Origin of the sequence: Xanthomonas vasicola pv. musacearum NCPPB 4379 (assembly GCF_000277895.2) — a bacterium.
Lineage (GTDB): Bacteria > Pseudomonadota > Gammaproteobacteria > Xanthomonadales > Xanthomonadaceae > Xanthomonas > Xanthomonas vasicola.
Map to the genome: position 1 here is coordinate 3,571,437 of NZ_CP034655.1, position 16,772 is coordinate 3,588,208.

Sequence of the window (16,772 nt, forward strand, 5' to 3'; positions counted from 1 at the left end):
GCCGCCTATTGTGGCTGACCACGCCGTGCGGCGCAAAATTCGCCGGGATTGGTCGCCTGATCGCAGCGCTTGCGCGTAGACCCACTCTGTGCTCGAGCGCTGCGTAGACCACGCACCTGCCTATACTCGCTGCTCGCTCCAGCGGGGGAATCGGCTTGGCATCCATCGCATCGCTCATCGCTCGGATACAGTCCGCGCCGCAGCGCGAGCTGTACTTCTTCTCATTGTACCGGGTGCTGGTGGCCGGCCTGATCGCCGCGCTGGTGTTTAGCCCCTTGTCCGACGCCATCCCCGAGCCGCGCTACCCGCCCCTGGCCGCAGGCGTAGCAATCGGCTACCTGTGCATGGCGATCCCGCTGCTGTTTTGGGGCCGCAGCGAGCGCCGCCTGACGCCCACCGTGCTATGCGCGGTGGTGGCTGACATCCTGGCCGCAACCTTGGCAACGCACGCCCTGCCCGGCGCCAGCGCCGGCATTGCGATGATGCTGCTGTTCAACGTGGCGGCCGCCTCGATCCTGCTGCGGCTGCGCTATGGCATGAGCATCGCAGTGCTTGCCAGCGCGGCCATCCTGCTGGAATACCTGTGGACCCTGCTCGAAGGCGGCGGCGCCACCCGACCGGTCGCCGAGCTGGCCATGTTCGCCACCAGCTATGTCGCGGTGGCCTTCATCTGCGAACAGATCGCCTCGCGCGCACGGCGCAATCAGGTATTGGCCGAAGAACGCGGCGCGCAGGTCGCCAATCTGTATGAGATCAATGAGCTGATCATCCGGCGCATGCGCACCGGCGTGCTGGTGGTGGACACCCATAACCGCATCTCGTTGGCGAACGAGGCGGCACTGGCCCTGCTTGGCGATGGCGACCCGCGCAACGCACCGGCCGATCTCTCGCTGGTGGCACTTACCCCGGAGCTGGCGCGCCGGCTACAGCGCTGGCGGAGTGGCTGGCGTCAGGAAGAAGCCCCGCTGCAACTCGGCGCCGACCGCCCGGAAGTACAGCCGCGCTTCGTGCGTCTGCTTGCCGACAGCGACCTGGTACTGGTGTTTCTGGACGACGCCACGGTGGTGTCGCGTCGCGCCGAATCGCTGACGTTGTCGGCGATGGGCCGCTTTTCGGCCAGCCTGGCGCACGAGATCCGCAACCCACTGGCCGCAATCAGCTACGCCTCGCAATTGCTGGAGGAGTCGCCGGACATCGGCGATGCCGACCGACGCCTGCTGCAGATCATTCATCAGCAATGCCAGCGCACCAACGGCATCGTCGAAAGCGTGCTCGCACTGGCGCGGCGGGAACGCGCCACCCCTGACAACCTGGACTTGGCCGCATTCGTGCGGCGCTTCGTGGTCGAGTACCGGCAGACCCTGTCGATGGAAACCGACATCCTGGAAGCCAGCATGCAGGGCAGCACCGTGCATGCCCTGGTCGATCCCAAGCACCTGCATCAGATCCTCACCGCGCTGGTCCACAACGCACTCAAGTACGGCCGCGTCATGGACGAACCGGCACGGGTCAAGCTGCGCGTCGAACGCGTTGAACGCATGGCGGTGATCGATGTCATGGACCGCGGCCCCGGCATCCCGGAAGCCGTGGCCGCGCAACTGTTCCGCCCGTTCTATACCACCTCCGAACACGGCACTGGCCTGGGTCTGTATATCGCCCAGGAACTCTGCCGCGCCAACCAGGCGCAACTGGAGTATATCTCGATCCCCGGCGGCGGCGCATGTTTCCGCATTTCGTTGCAAGGCCCAAACAGCTTGCTTGGGAGGTGAGTGGTTGGCTGTCGGCTGGGCGGGGTGTTTGATGTGGCGATATCAGATGGATCGCGCAGCTTGTTCGACACCAGAACGCTGCAGTCTTCGTAGATGCAAACGACCCGCAGCAACGAGCTTTCAGGTCTCGCAGGCTTGAGCAGGGCCTCATAAGCAGATCCGTTCGAAACGCGGCCCCTCGACACGCCCTTTCCGCCGACTGGCAACTGCTCCTCGCAAACGCTCAAAACGCAACAGCGACGCCCCCGCGCTGCAGGTGAATCGTTGGGCCGCGACCCGCTCGACAATTGTCGACCATCATCACGCTGGGCTATCGTGCGCAGCATGAGCGAACCCAAAAGTGCCCTGGTTGTCGATGACGAGCGTGATATCCGCGAGTTGCTTGTTCTCACCTTGGGCCGCATGGGGCTGCGCATCAGCACCGCTGCCAATCTGGCCGAAGCGCGCGAATTGCTGGCCAACAATCCCTACGATCTGTGCCTGACCGACATGCGCTTGCCCGATGGCAATGGCATCGAACTGGTCACCGACATCGCCAGGCGGTACCCGCAGACGCCGGTGGCGATGATCACCGCCTTCGGCAGCATGGACCTGGCCGTGGAAGCGCTGAAAGCCGGCGCCTTCGATTTCGTCAGCAAGCCGGTCGACATCGGTGTGCTGCGCGGCCTGGTCAAGCACGCGCTGGAATTGAACAACCGCGACCGCCCTGCTCCCCCACCGCCGCCGCCGGAACAGGCCAGCCGCCTGCTCGGCGACTCCAGCGCGATGGAGAGCCTGCGCGCCACGATCGGCAAGGTCGCGCGCAGCCAGGCACCGGTTTACATCGTCGGCGAATCGGGCGTCGGCAAGGAGCTGGTTGCACGCACCATCCACGAACAAGGCGCACGCGCCGCCGGCCCGTTCGTCCCGGTCAACTGCGGCGCCATTCCTGCCGAGCTGATGGAGAGCGAATTTTTCGGCCACAAGAAAGGCAGCTTCACCGGCGCGCATGCCGACAAGCCCGGGCTGTTCCAGGCCGCACACGGCGGCACGTTGTTTCTGGACGAAGTAGCAGAATTACCGCTGCAGATGCAGGTCAAGCTACTGCGCGCCATCCAGGAAAAATCGGTGCGCCCGGTCGGCGCCGCCAGTGAATCGCTGGTGGATGTGCGCATCCTCTCGGCCACACACAAGGACCTGGGCGACTTGGTCTCCGACGGTCGCTTTCGGCATGACTTGTACTACCGCATCAACGTGATCGAACTACGCGTACCGCCGCTGCGCGAACGCGGCGGCGACCTGCCGCAACTGGCCGCCGCCATCATCGCGCGCCTGGCGCACAGCCACGGCCGCCCGATTCCACTGCTGACCCAATCCGCGCTCGACGCACTGAATCACTACGGCTTCCCCGGCAACGTGCGCGAGCTGGAAAACATCCTCGAACGCGCCCTGGCGCTGGCCGAGGACGACCAGATCAGCGCCACCGACCTGCGCCTGCCTGCCCACGGCGGGCACCGCCTCACCGCCACACCCGGCAGCGCTGCCGTCGAACCGCGCGAAGCTGTCCTCGACATCGACCCCGCCTCGGCCGCCCTCCCCTCTTACATCGAGCAACTGGAACGCGCCGCAATCCAGAAAGCGCTGGAAGAAAACCGCTGGAACAAGACCAAGACCGCTGCGCAGTTAGGCATCACCTTTCGGGCGCTGCGTTACAAGTTGAAGAAGTTGGGGATGGAGTGAGGGTGGTTGGATTTAGGCAGATCAGGCTCCGAATACGCGTAATTGGGCGCTCAATGGTGTTGGAACTTCAAGCACTGCCGCCAGCAAGCGATGGCGCGTTCTGTACTTGCCAGCCAGCCAATAAGCGAAGACGCCGAATCTCAAGAAAATTTCGTCGAGAGACTCGGTCGAGAAGAACAACTCTCAGAGACCGCGCTGGCGAGATGCTTCCCAACTTAGTGGACCGAGCCGGACCTCCCTTCCCCCCTTGGGAGAAGGTGCCCGAAGGGCGGACGAGGGGTACGTCAGCGCAGCTGCCACAACTCGAGAAGCCACCACTCTCCATCGGAACGGTACACGCTAGCCAAGCAGGCGTAAATGGCGCCTTAAGCGGTAAGCACCACAGACAGTTTCAGCTTCCATCCGCCTTCCACTGGCAAACCGCTCGCAACAGCTTGTCAGCGGTCCTCAGCTGACAAACAGCACAGCAATCAATCCTTCGTCACCCGATTGATCTCAGCCAGGCTGGTCACGCCGTGCGAGGCCTTCATCAACGCCGACTGCCGCAAGTCCCGGATACCGATTTTCTGCGCCGCCTCGGCAATCTGCATCGCATTGCCGCCTTCCAGCACGATCGCGCCGATCTCGTCGGTCATCGGCATCACCTGATAGATACCGGTACGGCCCTTGTAGCCTTCAGTGCACTCGTCGCAACCCACAGCCTCGTAGAGCTCCATGTTCGCGATTTGCTCGGGCGTAAAACCTTCCGCCAGCAATGCGTTGTCCGGCAACGTCGACTTGCGCTTGCAGTTGTTGCACAAACGCCGCGCCAGACGCTGCGCGATCACCAACGTTACCGACGAGGTGATGTTGTACGGCGCGATCCCCATATTCATCAGACGCGCGATGGTCTGCGGCGCATCGTTGGTATGCAGCGTCGACAGCACCATATGACCGGTCTGCGCCGCCTTGATCGCAATCTCGGCGGTCTCCAGGTCACGGATTTCGCCGACCATGATGATGTCCGGGTCCTGACGCAGGAACGAACGCAGCGCAGCGGCAAAGGTCATGCCGCGCTTGACGTTCTGCTGCACCTGATTGACGCCAGGCAAGCGAATTTCGACCGGATCCTCTGCCGTGGAAATGTTCCGCGTCTCGTCGTTGAGGATGCCCAGCGCCGTATACAGCGACACCGTCTTACCCGAGCCCGTCGGCCCGGTCACCAGCACCATGCCATAAGGCTTATGGATCGCGTCCAGGAACAGCTTCTGCTGGTCAGCCTCATAGCCCAGCTTCTCGATACCGAGCTTGGCCGCGCTGGCGTCCAGGATACGCAGCACCACCTTCTCGCCGAACAGGGTTGGCAAGGTGCTCACGCGAAAGTCGATCTGCTTGGTCTTAGACAGGTTGAGCTTGATGCGCCCGTCCTGCGGCACCCGCTTCTCGGCGATATCCAGCTGCGACATCACCTTCAGGCGCGCCGCGATGCGCTGATTGAGCTTCACCGGCGCCTTTGCCACGTTCTTCAACAGCCCATCGATGCGCAAGCGCACCCGGTAGTCGTCTTCATACGGCTCGAAATGGATGTCCGAGGCTCCCCGCCTGATCGCATCCACCAACATCTTATTGACGAACTTCACCACCGGCGTGTCGTCGCCCCTGGCATCGACCCCGGAATCCCCGCCGGCGCCCATGTCTTCGTCGCCGGTGGAGACGTCCAAGTCCCCCATCTCATCGTCGTCATTACCAAGCGACGAACCCAAAGACGCGTTGCTGGCCTGCCACTGTTCTAGTGTCCGACGGATCTGATCCTCGTCAACAAGAATGGCCTCAACTACCAAGTTCGTATGGAACTTAATGTCATCCAGCGCCCGGGTTTGGGTTGGATTGCTCACCCCCACGAACAACCGGTTGCCACGCTTGAACAGCGGCAGCACTTGGTGCTTTTGGAGCAACTCTTCGCTGACCAGCTTGACGGCGTTCTGGCTAGCATCGAACACTGATACGTCGATCAACGGCATGCCGAACTCGACCGCGTTGGCAGCAGCCAACTGAGCAGCTGAGACTAGCTTCTTTTCAGAAAACCACTGTGGAAGTGGAATTTTCGCCGAGGCAGCTTGATCCATAGCGGACCGTGCTACAGACTCTTCAAGGGCGCCATCTTGGACTAGACGACGCGCAATCCCGGTAATACCAACTAAATTTGCAGATGCACTCACGTTCATCACTTAATTCCGAGATGGCTTAGACTACAATCTTTAACGCCATAAGCGCTAACTATGCCAAGGCTCAGGGGCAAGACGACGGCGAGAAGCGCTCTTTGTCGGCCGTAGTCAGATTGGTACTACACGACCATGTCCCATCCGCGTTTCTAGCCCAGGTTACTTTAGAACCATTTACAAGGGGATTTCCGCGGATAGTGCATTCTATGGCATCCTCCTGAGAACCATCGGCATTTGGAGTGTGAACATTAACAGCGCTGCAGCGGTTTGCCGAAGCAACTGTTAATCCTATAGCAGCTGCGGAATTTAGCGCACTTCCGCTTCCATCGTTAAGAATAATTTCATAACGAGTTTTACCAGGGCTAATTTCTGCAAGGCCTGCAGCGACCTTGAGATCGCGCGATATAAATTTGGTATTGCGGAACTGCAATAGACGCCATCACAGAAATGATCACAACTGCGACCATCAACTCTACCAATGTAAAGCCTTGTGCTCGCATTTCACTCCGGCAAACAGTTTCACTAAAAATCATAGCATACAAAAGCCCCGCCAAGCGGGGCTTTTGCAATCTCGATTAACCTTGGCAGGTCGAAGGAGCATACTTAAGCTTATCAGCAGTGGCCAACGTGGTCGAACATGTCCACGTACCATCCGCAGCTCGGGTCCAGGAGATAGAAGCGCTGCCAAGTTTCGGACTGGAATTCAACAAGGCACACGTGATAGCGCCAGTCTCACCCGGATTCGGGGTGCTAATCGTGCAACGGTTGGATGTCTTGAGACCGATGAGATCCGCAGTGATAGAGGCCGCCTTGCCTTCGTTAACCATCACTTCGTACTGAGTCTTGCCGGGAGTGATCTCAGCCAAGGCTGCAGCCATCTGCGATTTGGCCACATAGTTTTGATACGCCGGCAGCGCAATCGCTGCCAGAATGGCAATGATGGCGACCACAATCATCAGTTCGATCAATGTAAAACCTTGCTGCTTCTTCATAGGTATCCCCTAGAGTTGTTGAAAATTTAGTATTTGCCCGCGGGCCACTCCCTTTGGGCGCCGCACGGTAACCTCGGCGTGCTAGGACAATCAAGCAGGATGCGTGCCAAGTTGCCGCCCCCTGCAGAAATGCCCTCTGGGGGCTGATGATGCAAGATCTTCCGCTAGAAGAATGGGCGAATTTGCATAACTGCGACTTACTGCCGAGTCGGCCTTCCAGGGTCACTAGGTGACGCGCAGGGTCAGTACACCAAGAGACCTGGGTGACACGGGCGCACGTGGGATGGCATGCGTGTCAAGCAGTGCAGAAACGGCTACCATTGCACTGGTATCCGCCTGGGGATGGCCGGATGGGGATTTGATATGGCAGCAGTGCGTAGCGTAGTCAGGAGCAAGCCGGCCTCACAGGCCGAACAGATGAGCACGTTTGTCTGGGAGGGGACGGACAAGCGCGGCGTAAAGATGAAGGGTGAGCAGACCTCCAAGAACGCAAATTTGCTACGAGCGGAATTGCGACGCCAGGGGATCACGCCGACCGTAGTGAAGGCGAAACCTAAGCCGCTGTTTGGTGCTGCGGGAAAGAAGATCTCCCCGAAGGACATTTCTTTCTTCAGCCGGCAAATGGCAACAATGATGAAATCCGGTGTGCCCATCGTAGGTGCACTGGAAATCATTGGCAGTGGCCAGAAAAATCCGCGCATGCGCAACATGGTCGGCCAAGTCCGCACCGATATTGAGGGAGGCTCATCGCTGCACGAAGCAGTAAGCAAGCATCCGGTTCAGTTCGACGAGTTGTACAGAAATTTGATCAGAGCAGGCGAAGGCGCAGGCGTGCTCGAAACGGTACTCGACACCATTGCAAGTTATAAGGAAAACATCGAAGCGCTGAAAGGCAAAATCAAGAAGGCCTTGTTTTACCCATCGATGGTCGTCGCTGTAGCGTTACTAGTCAGTGCGATCTTGTTGATCTTTGTTGTTCCTCAATTCGAAGATGTCTTCAAAGGCTTTGGTGCAGAACTACCGGCGTTCACACAGATGATCGTCAACCTGTCGAGGTTCATGGTGTCGTGGTGGTGGCTGATCTTGTTCGTCGTGATCGGCGCAGTCGTTGGCTTCATCTTTGCCTACAAACGGTCGCCGGCTATGCAGCACGGCATGGATCGACTGATTCTTAGGGTACCGATCATCGGGCAAATCATGCATAACAGCTCGATTGCACGTTTTGCGCGAACCACCGCAGTGACGTTCAAGGCCGGCGTACCATTGGTTGAAGCACTCAGCATTGTTGCCGGTGCCACAGGCAATTCGGTTTACGAGAAAGCAGTGCTGCGGATGCGCGATGATGTCTCTGTTGGCTATCCAGTCAACGTGGCAATGAAGCAGGTCAACCTGTTCCCTCACATGGTCGTACAGATGACCGCAATCGGCGAAGAAGCGGGCGCTTTGGATGCCATGCTGTTCAAGGTGGCAGAGTACTTCGAGCAAGAGGTCAACAACGCTGTCGACGCGCTTAGCAGCCTGATCGAGCCCCTTATCATGGTGTTCATTGGTACCATCGTCGGCGGCATGGTCATCGGCATGTACCTGCCCATCTTCAAGCTCGCTTCGGTGGTTGGATAAGACGTAATGGCATTTCTCGACCAGCATCCCGGTCTCGGCTTTCCTGCCGCGGCCGGACTGGGACTGCTGATCGGCAGCTTCCTGAACGTGGTGATCCTGCGCTTGCCCAAGCGCATGGAGTGGCAGTGGCGGCGCGATGCGCGCGAGATTCTGGAGCTGCCAGACATCTATGAGCCGCCGCCGCCGGGGATCGTGGTGGAGCCCTCGCACGACCCGGTGACAGGCGACAAGCTCAAGTGGTGGGAGAACATTCCGGTCCTTAGCTGGGTGATGCTGCACGGCAAATCGCGCTACAGCGGCAAGCCGATCTCGATTCAGTATCCGTTGGTCGAGTTGCTCACCTCCATCCTGTGCGTCGCCAGCGTGTGGCGGTTCGGCTTTGGCTGGCAGGGCTTTGGCGCGATCGTACTGAGCTGCTTCCTGGTGGCAATGTCGGGCATCGACCTGCGCCACAAGCTATTGCCGGACCAGCTAACCTTGCCGCTGATGTGGCTGGGCCTGGTCGGCTCGATGGACAACCTGTACATGCCGGCCAAGCCCGCTCTGTTGGGCGCGGCGGTTGGCTATGTGTCGCTATGGACGGTCTGGTGGTTGTTCAAGCAGCTCACCGGCAAGGAGGGCATGGGCCATGGCGATTTCAAGCTACTGGCCGCGCTTGGCGCCTGGTGCGGGTTGAAAGGCATCCTGCCGATCATCCTGATTTCTTCGCTGGTCGGCGCCATTCTGGGTTCGGCTTGGTTGGTCGCAAAGGGCCGCGACCGCGCGACCCCCATCCCGTTTGGCCCGTACCTCGCCATCGCCGGCTGGGTGGTGTTCTTCTGGGGCAATGACCTGGTGGACGGCTACCTGCACTTCGCAGGCCTGCGTTGACCCTGGCGCGACGATGAGCGATTTCATCGTAGGCCTGACTGGCGGCATTGCCTCCGGCAAGAGCGCTCTAGCCGCCGAGTTCGAGAAGCTTGGCGTGCCAGTCATCGATGCCGATGTCGTTGCGCGGCAGGTGGTGGCGCCTGGCCCCATTCTCGATGCCATTGTGGAACGCTTCGGCCGCGACATCTTGTTGCTGGACGGTACACTCGATCGCCAGGCACTGCGGCAAATCGTTTTTGCCGATGCAGCGCAGCGTCAAGCTCTGGAAGCCATCACGCACCCTGCGATTCGTGCGGAACTACGGCGGACTGCGCTAGCTGCCGAAGGGCCTTATGTCATCGTCGCTATTCCCTTGCTCGCCGAGGCGGGTGGACGTAAAGCTTATCCTTGGCTGGATCGGATACTGGTGGTCGATGTGCCAGTGGCGGTCCAGCATGCAAGGCTGATACACCGTGATCGCACCACGTCAGAATTAGCCAACCAGATGATTTCTGCGCAAGCGTCACGTGGGCAGCGGCTTGCCTTTGCGGATGATGTAGTCACCAACGATGGACAGCCAACACGTCTGGCAGAAGAGGCCTACAGACTTGATGCGCATTATCGAGGGATAACAGCTGCTAGACTTAAAAAAAATTTCTCTGCGGGCCTTAAAAAATAACCCCCAAGCCTCCATCACATCGGAAGGCTTGAGTACAGCCACACAGTCACATTGGCGGTGCGCAAGCTTGCTTAGGGAAACTCTGAACAACTCCCCTTGATCCTGCGACAATCACACAGACGCAACGGGACAACGACGATGCAACTGACCTTCGGCGATGCGGAGTACAACGGCAAGCGCAAGCGGACGCGGCGTGAGGTGTTCTTGGCCGAGATGGACCAGGTCGTGCCGTGGAAGGATCTGCTGGCACTGATCGAACCGCACTACCCGAAGTCGGGGCAGCCGGGGCGACAGCCGTATCGGCTGGAGACGATGCTGCGCATCCACTTTTTGCAGCAGTGGTACGCACTGAGCGATCCATCGGCGGAAGAAGCACTGTACGACACGGTGTCGATGCGCCGTTTTGCGAAGATCGGCGGGCTGGATGAGGTGCCGGATGAAACGACGATTCTCAACTTCCGGCATTTGCTGGAGCGGCATGATTTGGCGCGCAAGCTGTTCAACCGGGTCAACGCGCACCTGTCGCGTAAAGGGCAGAGTCTGCGGGGCGGGACGATCGTGGATGCCACGATCATTGCGGCGCCAAGTTCGACCAAGAACAAGGATGGCGAGCGCGATCCGGACATGCACCAGACCAAGAAGGGCAACCAGTACTTCTTCGGGATGAAGGCGCACATCGGGGTGGACGATGAGTCGGGCCTGGTGCACCACGTGGAATGCACGGCGGCCAACGCAGCGGACATCACGCAGGCGCACAAGCTGCTGCACGGCAAGGAAGACACTGTGAGCGGCGACAGCGGCTACACCGGGCTGGACAAGCGCGATGAGATGAAGGGCAAGCGCACGCTGCGCTACCTGATCGCGGAGAAGCCCTCGAAGCTGAAGCAGATCAAGAATAAGCGCGAACTGAAGTTGGCCAAGCGCTGGGAGCACACCAAAGCCAGCCTGCGTGCGAAGGTGGAACACCCGTTTCGGGTGATCAAGCGTCAGTTTGGTTACGTCAAGGTGCGCTATCGCGGTTTGGCGAAGAACACCGCACAGGTGCTGACGCTGTTTGCACTATCGAATCTGTGGCTGACGCGCAAAGCGTTAATGCCTGCTGCGGGGAAGCTGTGCCTGTAATCCAGGCAACACCCCGCAAACGTGCCGAAACCGGCAAAAAATCGGCGATTTGAGCGCCCTCAGCGCGGCGGATGCGGTTGCTTCGTTTTCCGGTCGCGTTGATCAGACCATCCTTAGCTCAAAATGCATTGATATATCGCGCAACTGATGATTCGACTATCCAAAACAGCTAGTAAAAACAGTAATTGACTGTATTGCGCAATGCGAACAAACACGTCGTGCATGCTGTCTGCGACGCCCACCCTAGATCTCAATCATCAATCATCAATCATCAATCATCAATCATCACGAAAAATTGAAAGGGACTTCACATGCGTTTCCCAGCAAGCATTTTCCTGAAATTATGGCCAGAGTCCACCTCGCCCGAATGCAGATTTAATTTTTCTCATCTGACCCTGTTGGGCTCTTTGGCAATATCGCTGCTCGCCGCCTTCTTCGCAACCCCAGCGATTGCTCAAACTAGCAACGCGTGCTACGAAGGAAAATGTTACTCGTCGCTTGCGGAAGCCGAAACTGTAATGCGGCAAGATCCCATTTATGGACCTTTTTTCCGTAAATCTGAGAGCAGCATCGTCAGCGCCGAAGACAACGCCGTCATAAGGGCAATCCGCTATCGCATTGATGATCAAGAACCAAAACGATTCTATAACCCTGGTTACATAATGTCTGGCTGGGGAGTTAAGGAAAGCGACTGCCAAGCATCTGAAAGCCAGGACACGGCCTGTGCCGACGAAAGTATTATCATGAACTACTTCATTGGCTATTTCCTGAACTTGCATCAAGGCTGCGACGTCAAAAATCAGAAAATATCTGGATCTTATGTTGAGCCATTCCGGGCTTCATACTCTAACTACACCGGCCAAACGGGTAACACAGGCATCCTGAGATTTGACTATGACGCTCCTACTGAAGGCAGTCAAAAAGGTTGGAGTTACGATGTAAAGTGTCCTGGCTGGCAGCAAGACTATTACGATCACCGCTGGTTCTCGGTACAAAAAATCCAGAAATTTCAGTGTCCATTAGGATTTTATGCGAAGGACGGAATTCCGCAAGCATATGCAAATGAAAGCACGAGCCCTACAGCAATCATTTACTGGCCAAAGCTTTGCTGGCCTGCAGTAAATTACAAGGAAATCCAGGTCACCATAACGCAAGTGGCAAGCTGCGGAACTGCCCATCCATGCCATCCAGCAACTGGTGATAAATCGCGCAACGAAGTGGACTTCGTATTCGCAGGCCGCTCATTCGTTCGTAACTACCACTCGCTAGGCCAGGTTTCTGGCCACTCGGGTTCCGGTTCTAATTGGTCGCACACCTATGAAGAGCGCCTGGATTTATATTATTCCTCACCCATTCTTTTCGATGAAAACGGGTACATTGAAACGTTTTCCATTGTAAATGGCAACATTATGCGTGGAAAGAATTCAAAGGACCGCATACTTTACCGGGAGAGCAACGGCTCTTTTCGCCTACTGGATTCGGATGGCACCGAAAAGAAATTCGATGAAACTGGAAAATTGAATGCAATTGTGTCGCCAGGAAATATAGGCGCAAGCGTTACACTCTTCTATGCCAGCGGACTGCTGGACAAGGTAACAGACGGCCTGGGGCGCTCCCTCAAGTTCCATTACGATAATGGAAGATTGGCGCTCGCCGAGCTTCCCGATGGAACTAGCGTCGAATATGCCTATGACAATGACGGAAATTTGCTGTCGGCAACTTACGGCGCAGGGGAAGTTAAAAGATATTACTATCACGAGGGGGGACTTGCTTACGCCACACAAAGAAATCACCTTACGGGCATCAGCAGCGAAGATAATAGGCGCTATGCATCGTTTGGGTACGACAAGAACGGATTGGTGACGTCGAGTGTCCTGAAGAGCAACGATAGCGATGTGGAGCGGACATATCTCGAATACCGGACGGATACTTCTGTAGCTGTATCGATCGACGGGAAGGAACAGGAAATATTTTCTATCGAACCGGGTCTTTATCGACGAGTTCTGGAGATATCCAGAGGCAATGGGAAATCCACTTATCAATACAGTGGCGATGGCCGTCTGGCGGCACGAATCGATCCTCGCGGAAGCGGGGTCGCGTATGGCTATACTGATAGCTATCAAAATTCCACGAAGAGCGCAGTAGGGACCAAGGATGAAAAAGAAACAAAGGTAGTCAAAAACAGCGAAAACCAGGTTGTACGCTCAGAGGTATGGTCCAGCAGAAGCGGGGCTCCGGCCATTGTTCAAGCACAAAGTTTTGCTTATGACGGTGCAAGAAGATTGAGTGCCGCATGCTCGATCAACCCAACCATTTCCGGGGCCCTGAGTTACGTCTGTGGCTCTGCGTCCTCCCCTCCGCAAGGGGTGAGGCAGCAACTCACCACTTACTGCAGCGCATCGGATGTATCTGCAGGAAAATGTCCGACCGAGGGATTGGTGACCAGCGTTACCGGCGGAAAAAGCTTCAATGGAAGGTTGTCTTATACTTACTACTCGGCTGACGATCCGACGTGTGCATCTTTGCCTCAAACGTGCGCATACCGAAAAGGCGATCTCAAGAAAGTCACCGACGCCCTCGACCAAACCACCCAATACCTCGCCTACGACGGCGCCGGCCGCCCGCTGTCCATCAAGGACGCCAACGGCATCGTCACCGATTACACCTATCACCCGCGCGGTTGGCTGACCGCCACCAAGGTGCGTGGCGCCGATGCGGCCAGCGAGGCCGATGACCGCATCACCCGCATCGAGTATTGGCCCACCGGCCTGGTCAAGCAGGTAACCCAGCCCGATGGCGCGTTCACTGCCTTCACCTACGATGCGGCGCATCGGCTGACCGACATCACCGACAACGCGGGCAACACCGTCCACTACACGTTGGACAATGCCGGCAATCGCATCAAGGAAGACACCAAAGACGCGGCCGGTACGTTGAAGCGGACGCTCTCGCGCGTGTACAACCAGCTGGGGCAACTCAAGACGCAGGCCACCGCGGGCAGCGATCCGACAGACTTCGCGTACGACGCCAACGGCAACACCACCACCGTGACCGATGCGCTGGCAACCGCGACGCAGAGCGAGTACGACCCGCTCAATCGCCTCTCGCGCACGTTGCAGGATGTGGCCGGCATCAAGGCCGACACGAAGTTCGCCTACGACGCGCTCGACAACCTGACCAAGGTCACCGACCCCAAGGGCCTGGATACCACCTACGACTACAACGGCTTCGGCGATCTGGTGAAGCTCACCAGCCCGGACACTGGCGTCACCAGCTACACCTACGACAGCGCCGGCAACCGCGCCACCCAGACCAATGCGCGCGGCAACACCACCGCCTACAGTTACGACGCGCTCAATCGCCTGACCAAGGTCACCTACCCCACCTCCAGCCTCAACGTCACCTATACCTACGACGTGACGCAGACCGTGTGCGCCAGCGGCGAGACGTTTTCGATCGGCCGCCTGACCAAGATGCAGGACGGCGGCGGCGTCACCCAGTATTGCTACAACCGCTTCGGCGATCTGGTGCGCAAGGTACAGACCAGCAACGGCACCGCGCTGGTGCTGCGCTACGCCTACACCATCGGCGGCCAACTGCAGCGCATCACCTACCCGGACGGCGCAGTGGTCGATTACGTGCGCAACGCGCAGGGCCAGACCACGCAAGTTGGCGTGACGCCTGCTGGCGGTAGCCGCCAGGTGCTGCTGGGCAATGCCACTTACTATCCGTTTGGCCCGGCTGCCAACTGGACCTACGGCAATGGCCGCACCCTCGCCCGCCAGTACGATCTGGACTATCGCCCGCAGGCCATCCAGGACACTCGCCCGGGTGGGCTGGACGTGGGCTTCGGCTTCGATCCGGCCGGCAACCTCACCGCGCTGACGCCCGCCGGCAATCCCACGCCGGAGATCGGCCTGGGCTACGACACCCTCGGCCGCCTCACAGCGCTCAAGGACGGCCGCACCGGCACGCTGATCGACGGCTACAGCTACGACGCCACCGGCAACCGCCTCAGCGCCAAGGTCGGCACGGCCACGCAAATCTATCGCTATCCGACCGACAGCCACCGCCTCAGCACCGTCGCCGGTGTCGCACGTACATACGATGCCACCGGCAATACCACCGCCATCGGCGGCACTGCGCGCCAGTACACCTACGACACCACCGGCCGCATGACCCAGGCCCGCCGCGCCGGCGCGGTGACCATGAACTATCGCTACAACGGTAAAGGCGAGCAGATCCGCCGCTTCCTCGGCACCGCCAATACCTACACGCTCTTTGATGAAGCCGGCCACTGGCTGGGCGACTACGACAGCAACGGAACGCCCAAGCAGCAGGCGATCTGGCTGGACGACCTGCCGGTCGGCCTGTTGGCCAACGCCAACAAACTGCACTATATCGAACCCGACCACCTCGGTAGCCCGCGTGTGGTCATCGACCCAACCCGCGACGTGGCGGTATGGACGTGGAGCTTGAAGGGCGAAGCCTTCGGCAACACCGCGCCGAATCAGGATCCGGATGGCGATGGTGCGGCGCTGGTGCTGGATATGCGGTTTCCGGGGCAGCGGTTTGATGCGGCGAGTGGGTTGAATCAGAACTACTTCCGGGATTACGAAGCGGCTACCGGGCGATATGGGCAGAGTGATCCGATTGGACTCGATGGCGGATCGACGACTTACAGCTACACTGGATCTAGCCCATTAATGTGGAAAGACACTAATGGACTCGTCCGCTGGAACGGCAAGGCGATGCCTGCTGCAGTTGGTGTCGGCACTTTATCTGTGGGTGCTTACGTGTTCGACCTCACATCCCAATGTGTTAATGGCCGGAAAGCACGCGTACTCGTGAGGGCGTGGGGCGCTGGATTTGGTGCAGGATTAAAGTATCTCCCGACCACATCAACAGCTGGAGATGTAACATTGGAAGATCAGCTGCCAAATATCGTTCCAAGCAATCTAGTCGGCCTGTTTTTCATGGAAAATGCCGGAGTTTCCTTAGGATTTGGTGGCGGCTGCAATGCATACCAAATGGGAAGCGAGTGGACACCTGCCGTTTCAAAGAATGGCACCTCTTGCTCACTAGGTGGCAGTGGCGGCGGCCTTGATGCGGGTGTCGGGCTTCAGTGGGGTAAGTCTGAGCTTGTTGGCCTGAAGTGGTTCAAGTGCGATGAATGCAGCGCTGTCGAGACGCGATTCTGAGAAATCGAAGAATGAAAATACTCTATCGACTCGCTTTCTCTTTTGTTAGCTCTTGCTTCCTTGTTGTCTTATGTCTAATGTTTGGACCTGTCTACATTGACAACAAGCTTGCAATGGAGATGGCTGGACAATGGGTACTTATATCAAGCATTTCCATCTTTACGGCGTCCAGCCTCATTCAATGGATTACTCGAAGAAGAAGAAGCCGCCTTGCCGAATAATTTTCTTTGGCAACTTAAACACCAGCCACCGAAAGGCCACATCACTGCAAGCAACCCAAAGGACCTGTACCCGACACATTGGTTACAGTGTGGACACTTAACTAAGCAGACGAACAGAGAAATTACAACAAAAATTGCTGCTCCGAGAAAGAATTGCCCAGAGGTAGGACTGAAGAACACGCCAAGCAGAACGAATGCACTAAGAATCGTCCAGTAAAAAAATCTCACCCATTTGTATACCTTCACATCTTTATTCACTGGCAAACTTGTTCTTGGCGACTGAAAAAGAATTGTAGCCGTTCATTAGGCGAATACCGGGCAACGACGGAGTGGAATTCACCTCCCACCTACCCCTGGGCTCCCGCAGTTGACATCCCAAGCAACCAGTAGCAACCTCTG

11 protein-coding genes are annotated in these 16,772 nt (G+C 58.0%); 7 read left to right on the forward strand and 4 right to left on the reverse strand.

All coding sequences use genetic code 11. The features are described 5' to 3' along the window. The first annotated feature begins 155 nt into the window (after positions 1-155). Complete coding sequence (locus KWO_RS16565) at positions 156-1,769, forward strand: sensor histidine kinase (RefSeq protein WP_010375222.1); 1,614 nt, start codon at positions 156-158, stop codon at positions 1,767-1,769. Between the two features lie 264 nt (positions 1,770-2,033). Further along, positions 2,034-3,488: a sigma-54-dependent transcriptional regulator gene (locus KWO_RS16570; RefSeq protein ID WP_026113341.1), complete on the forward strand. Its 1,455-nt coding sequence runs from the start codon at positions 2,034-2,036 to the stop codon at positions 3,486-3,488. Between the two features lie 470 nt (positions 3,489-3,958). Here KWO_RS16570 and pilB read toward each other — a convergent pair whose 3' ends face one another. The 4 genes from pilB to KWO_RS16585 all read right to left on the reverse strand — a co-directional run bounded on the left by pilB (position 3,959) and on the right by KWO_RS16585 (position 6,681). Then, the gene (pilB, locus tag KWO_RS16575; RefSeq protein ID WP_010375213.1) at positions 3,959-5,692 is read right to left on the reverse strand and encodes a type IV-A pilus assembly ATPase PilB; all 1,734 of its coding nucleotides are present in this window, start codon (positions 5,690-5,692) and stop codon (positions 3,959-3,961) included. A 64-nt stretch (positions 5,693-5,756) separates the two neighbouring features. After that, complete coding sequence (locus tag KWO_RS16580) at positions 5,757-6,119, reverse strand: pilin (protein WP_338141969.1); 363 nt, start codon at positions 6,117-6,119, stop codon at positions 5,757-5,759. Further along, positions 6,052-6,222, reverse strand: coding sequence for a pilin (locus tag KWO_RS23595; protein WP_338141970.1), 171 nt, complete (start codon positions 6,220-6,222; stop codon positions 6,052-6,054). The genes KWO_RS16580 and KWO_RS23595 overlap by 68 nt, the downstream gene beginning before the upstream one ends. Positions 6,223-6,264: 42 nt before the next feature. Further along, positions 6,265-6,681 (reverse strand): pilin, encoded by a 417-nt coding sequence (locus KWO_RS16585; RefSeq protein ID WP_010375211.1) that lies wholly within the window; start codon positions 6,679-6,681, stop codon positions 6,265-6,267. A 363-nt stretch (positions 6,682-7,044) separates the two neighbouring features. Between KWO_RS16585 and KWO_RS16590 the strand changes: the two genes are divergently transcribed. The 5 genes from KWO_RS16590 to KWO_RS16610 all read left to right on the forward strand — a co-directional run bounded on the left by KWO_RS16590 (position 7,045) and on the right by KWO_RS16610 (position 16,152). After that, positions 7,045-8,301 carry a type II secretion system F family protein gene (locus KWO_RS16590; RefSeq protein ID WP_026113135.1) on the forward strand — a complete coding sequence of 419 codons (1,257 nt, stop codon included), beginning with the start codon at positions 7,045-7,047 and terminating at the stop codon, positions 8,299-8,301. A gap of 6 nt (positions 8,302-8,307) precedes the next feature. Beyond that, complete coding sequence (locus KWO_RS16595; protein WP_010375207.1) at positions 8,308-9,171, forward strand: prepilin peptidase; 864 nt, start codon at positions 8,308-8,310, stop codon at positions 9,169-9,171. A 13-nt stretch (positions 9,172-9,184) separates the two neighbouring features. Further along, on the forward strand, positions 9,185-9,829 hold the full coding sequence (coaE, locus tag KWO_RS16600; protein WP_010375205.1) for a dephospho-CoA kinase: 645 nt from the start codon (positions 9,185-9,187) through the stop codon (positions 9,827-9,829). A gap of 138 nt (positions 9,830-9,967) precedes the next feature. Next, entirely contained in the window at positions 9,968-10,951 is a 984-nt protein-coding gene (locus KWO_RS16605; protein ID WP_017113471.1) for an IS5 family transposase, read from the forward strand. Positions 10,952-11,262: 311 nt separating this feature from the next. After that, on the forward strand, positions 11,263-16,152 hold the full coding sequence (locus KWO_RS16610; protein WP_220474987.1) for an RHS repeat-associated core domain-containing protein: 4,890 nt from the start codon (positions 11,263-11,265) through the stop codon (positions 16,150-16,152). Positions 16,153-16,772 lie beyond the last annotated feature (620 nt).

Bases quoted from the DNA above. Each gene is read 5' to 3' on its own strand.
- KWO_RS23595 (WP_338141970.1), bottom strand. From the start codon at position 6,222: ATGATTTTTAGTGAAACTGTTTGCCGGAGTGAAATGCGAGCACAAGGC.
- coaE (WP_010375205.1), top strand. From the start codon at position 9,185: ATGAGCGATTTCATCGTAGGCCTGACTGGCGGCATTGCCTCCGGCAAG.
- KWO_RS16605 (WP_017113471.1), top strand. From the start codon at position 9,968: ATGCAACTGACCTTCGGCGATGCGGAGTACAACGGCAAGCGCAAGCGG.
- KWO_RS16585 (WP_010375211.1), bottom strand. From the start codon at position 6,681: ATGAAGAAGCAGCAAGGTTTTACATTGATCGAACTGATGATTGTGGTC.
- KWO_RS16595 (WP_010375207.1), top strand. From the start codon at position 8,308: ATGGCATTTCTCGACCAGCATCCCGGTCTCGGCTTTCCTGCCGCGGCC.
- pilB (WP_010375213.1), bottom strand. From the start codon at position 5,692: ATGAACGTGAGTGCATCTGCAAATTTAGTTGGTATTACCGGGATTGCG.
- KWO_RS16590 (WP_026113135.1), top strand. From the start codon at position 7,045: ATGGCAGCAGTGCGTAGCGTAGTCAGGAGCAAGCCGGCCTCACAGGCC.
- KWO_RS16610 (WP_220474987.1), top strand. From the start codon at position 11,263: ATGCGTTTCCCAGCAAGCATTTTCCTGAAATTATGGCCAGAGTCCACC.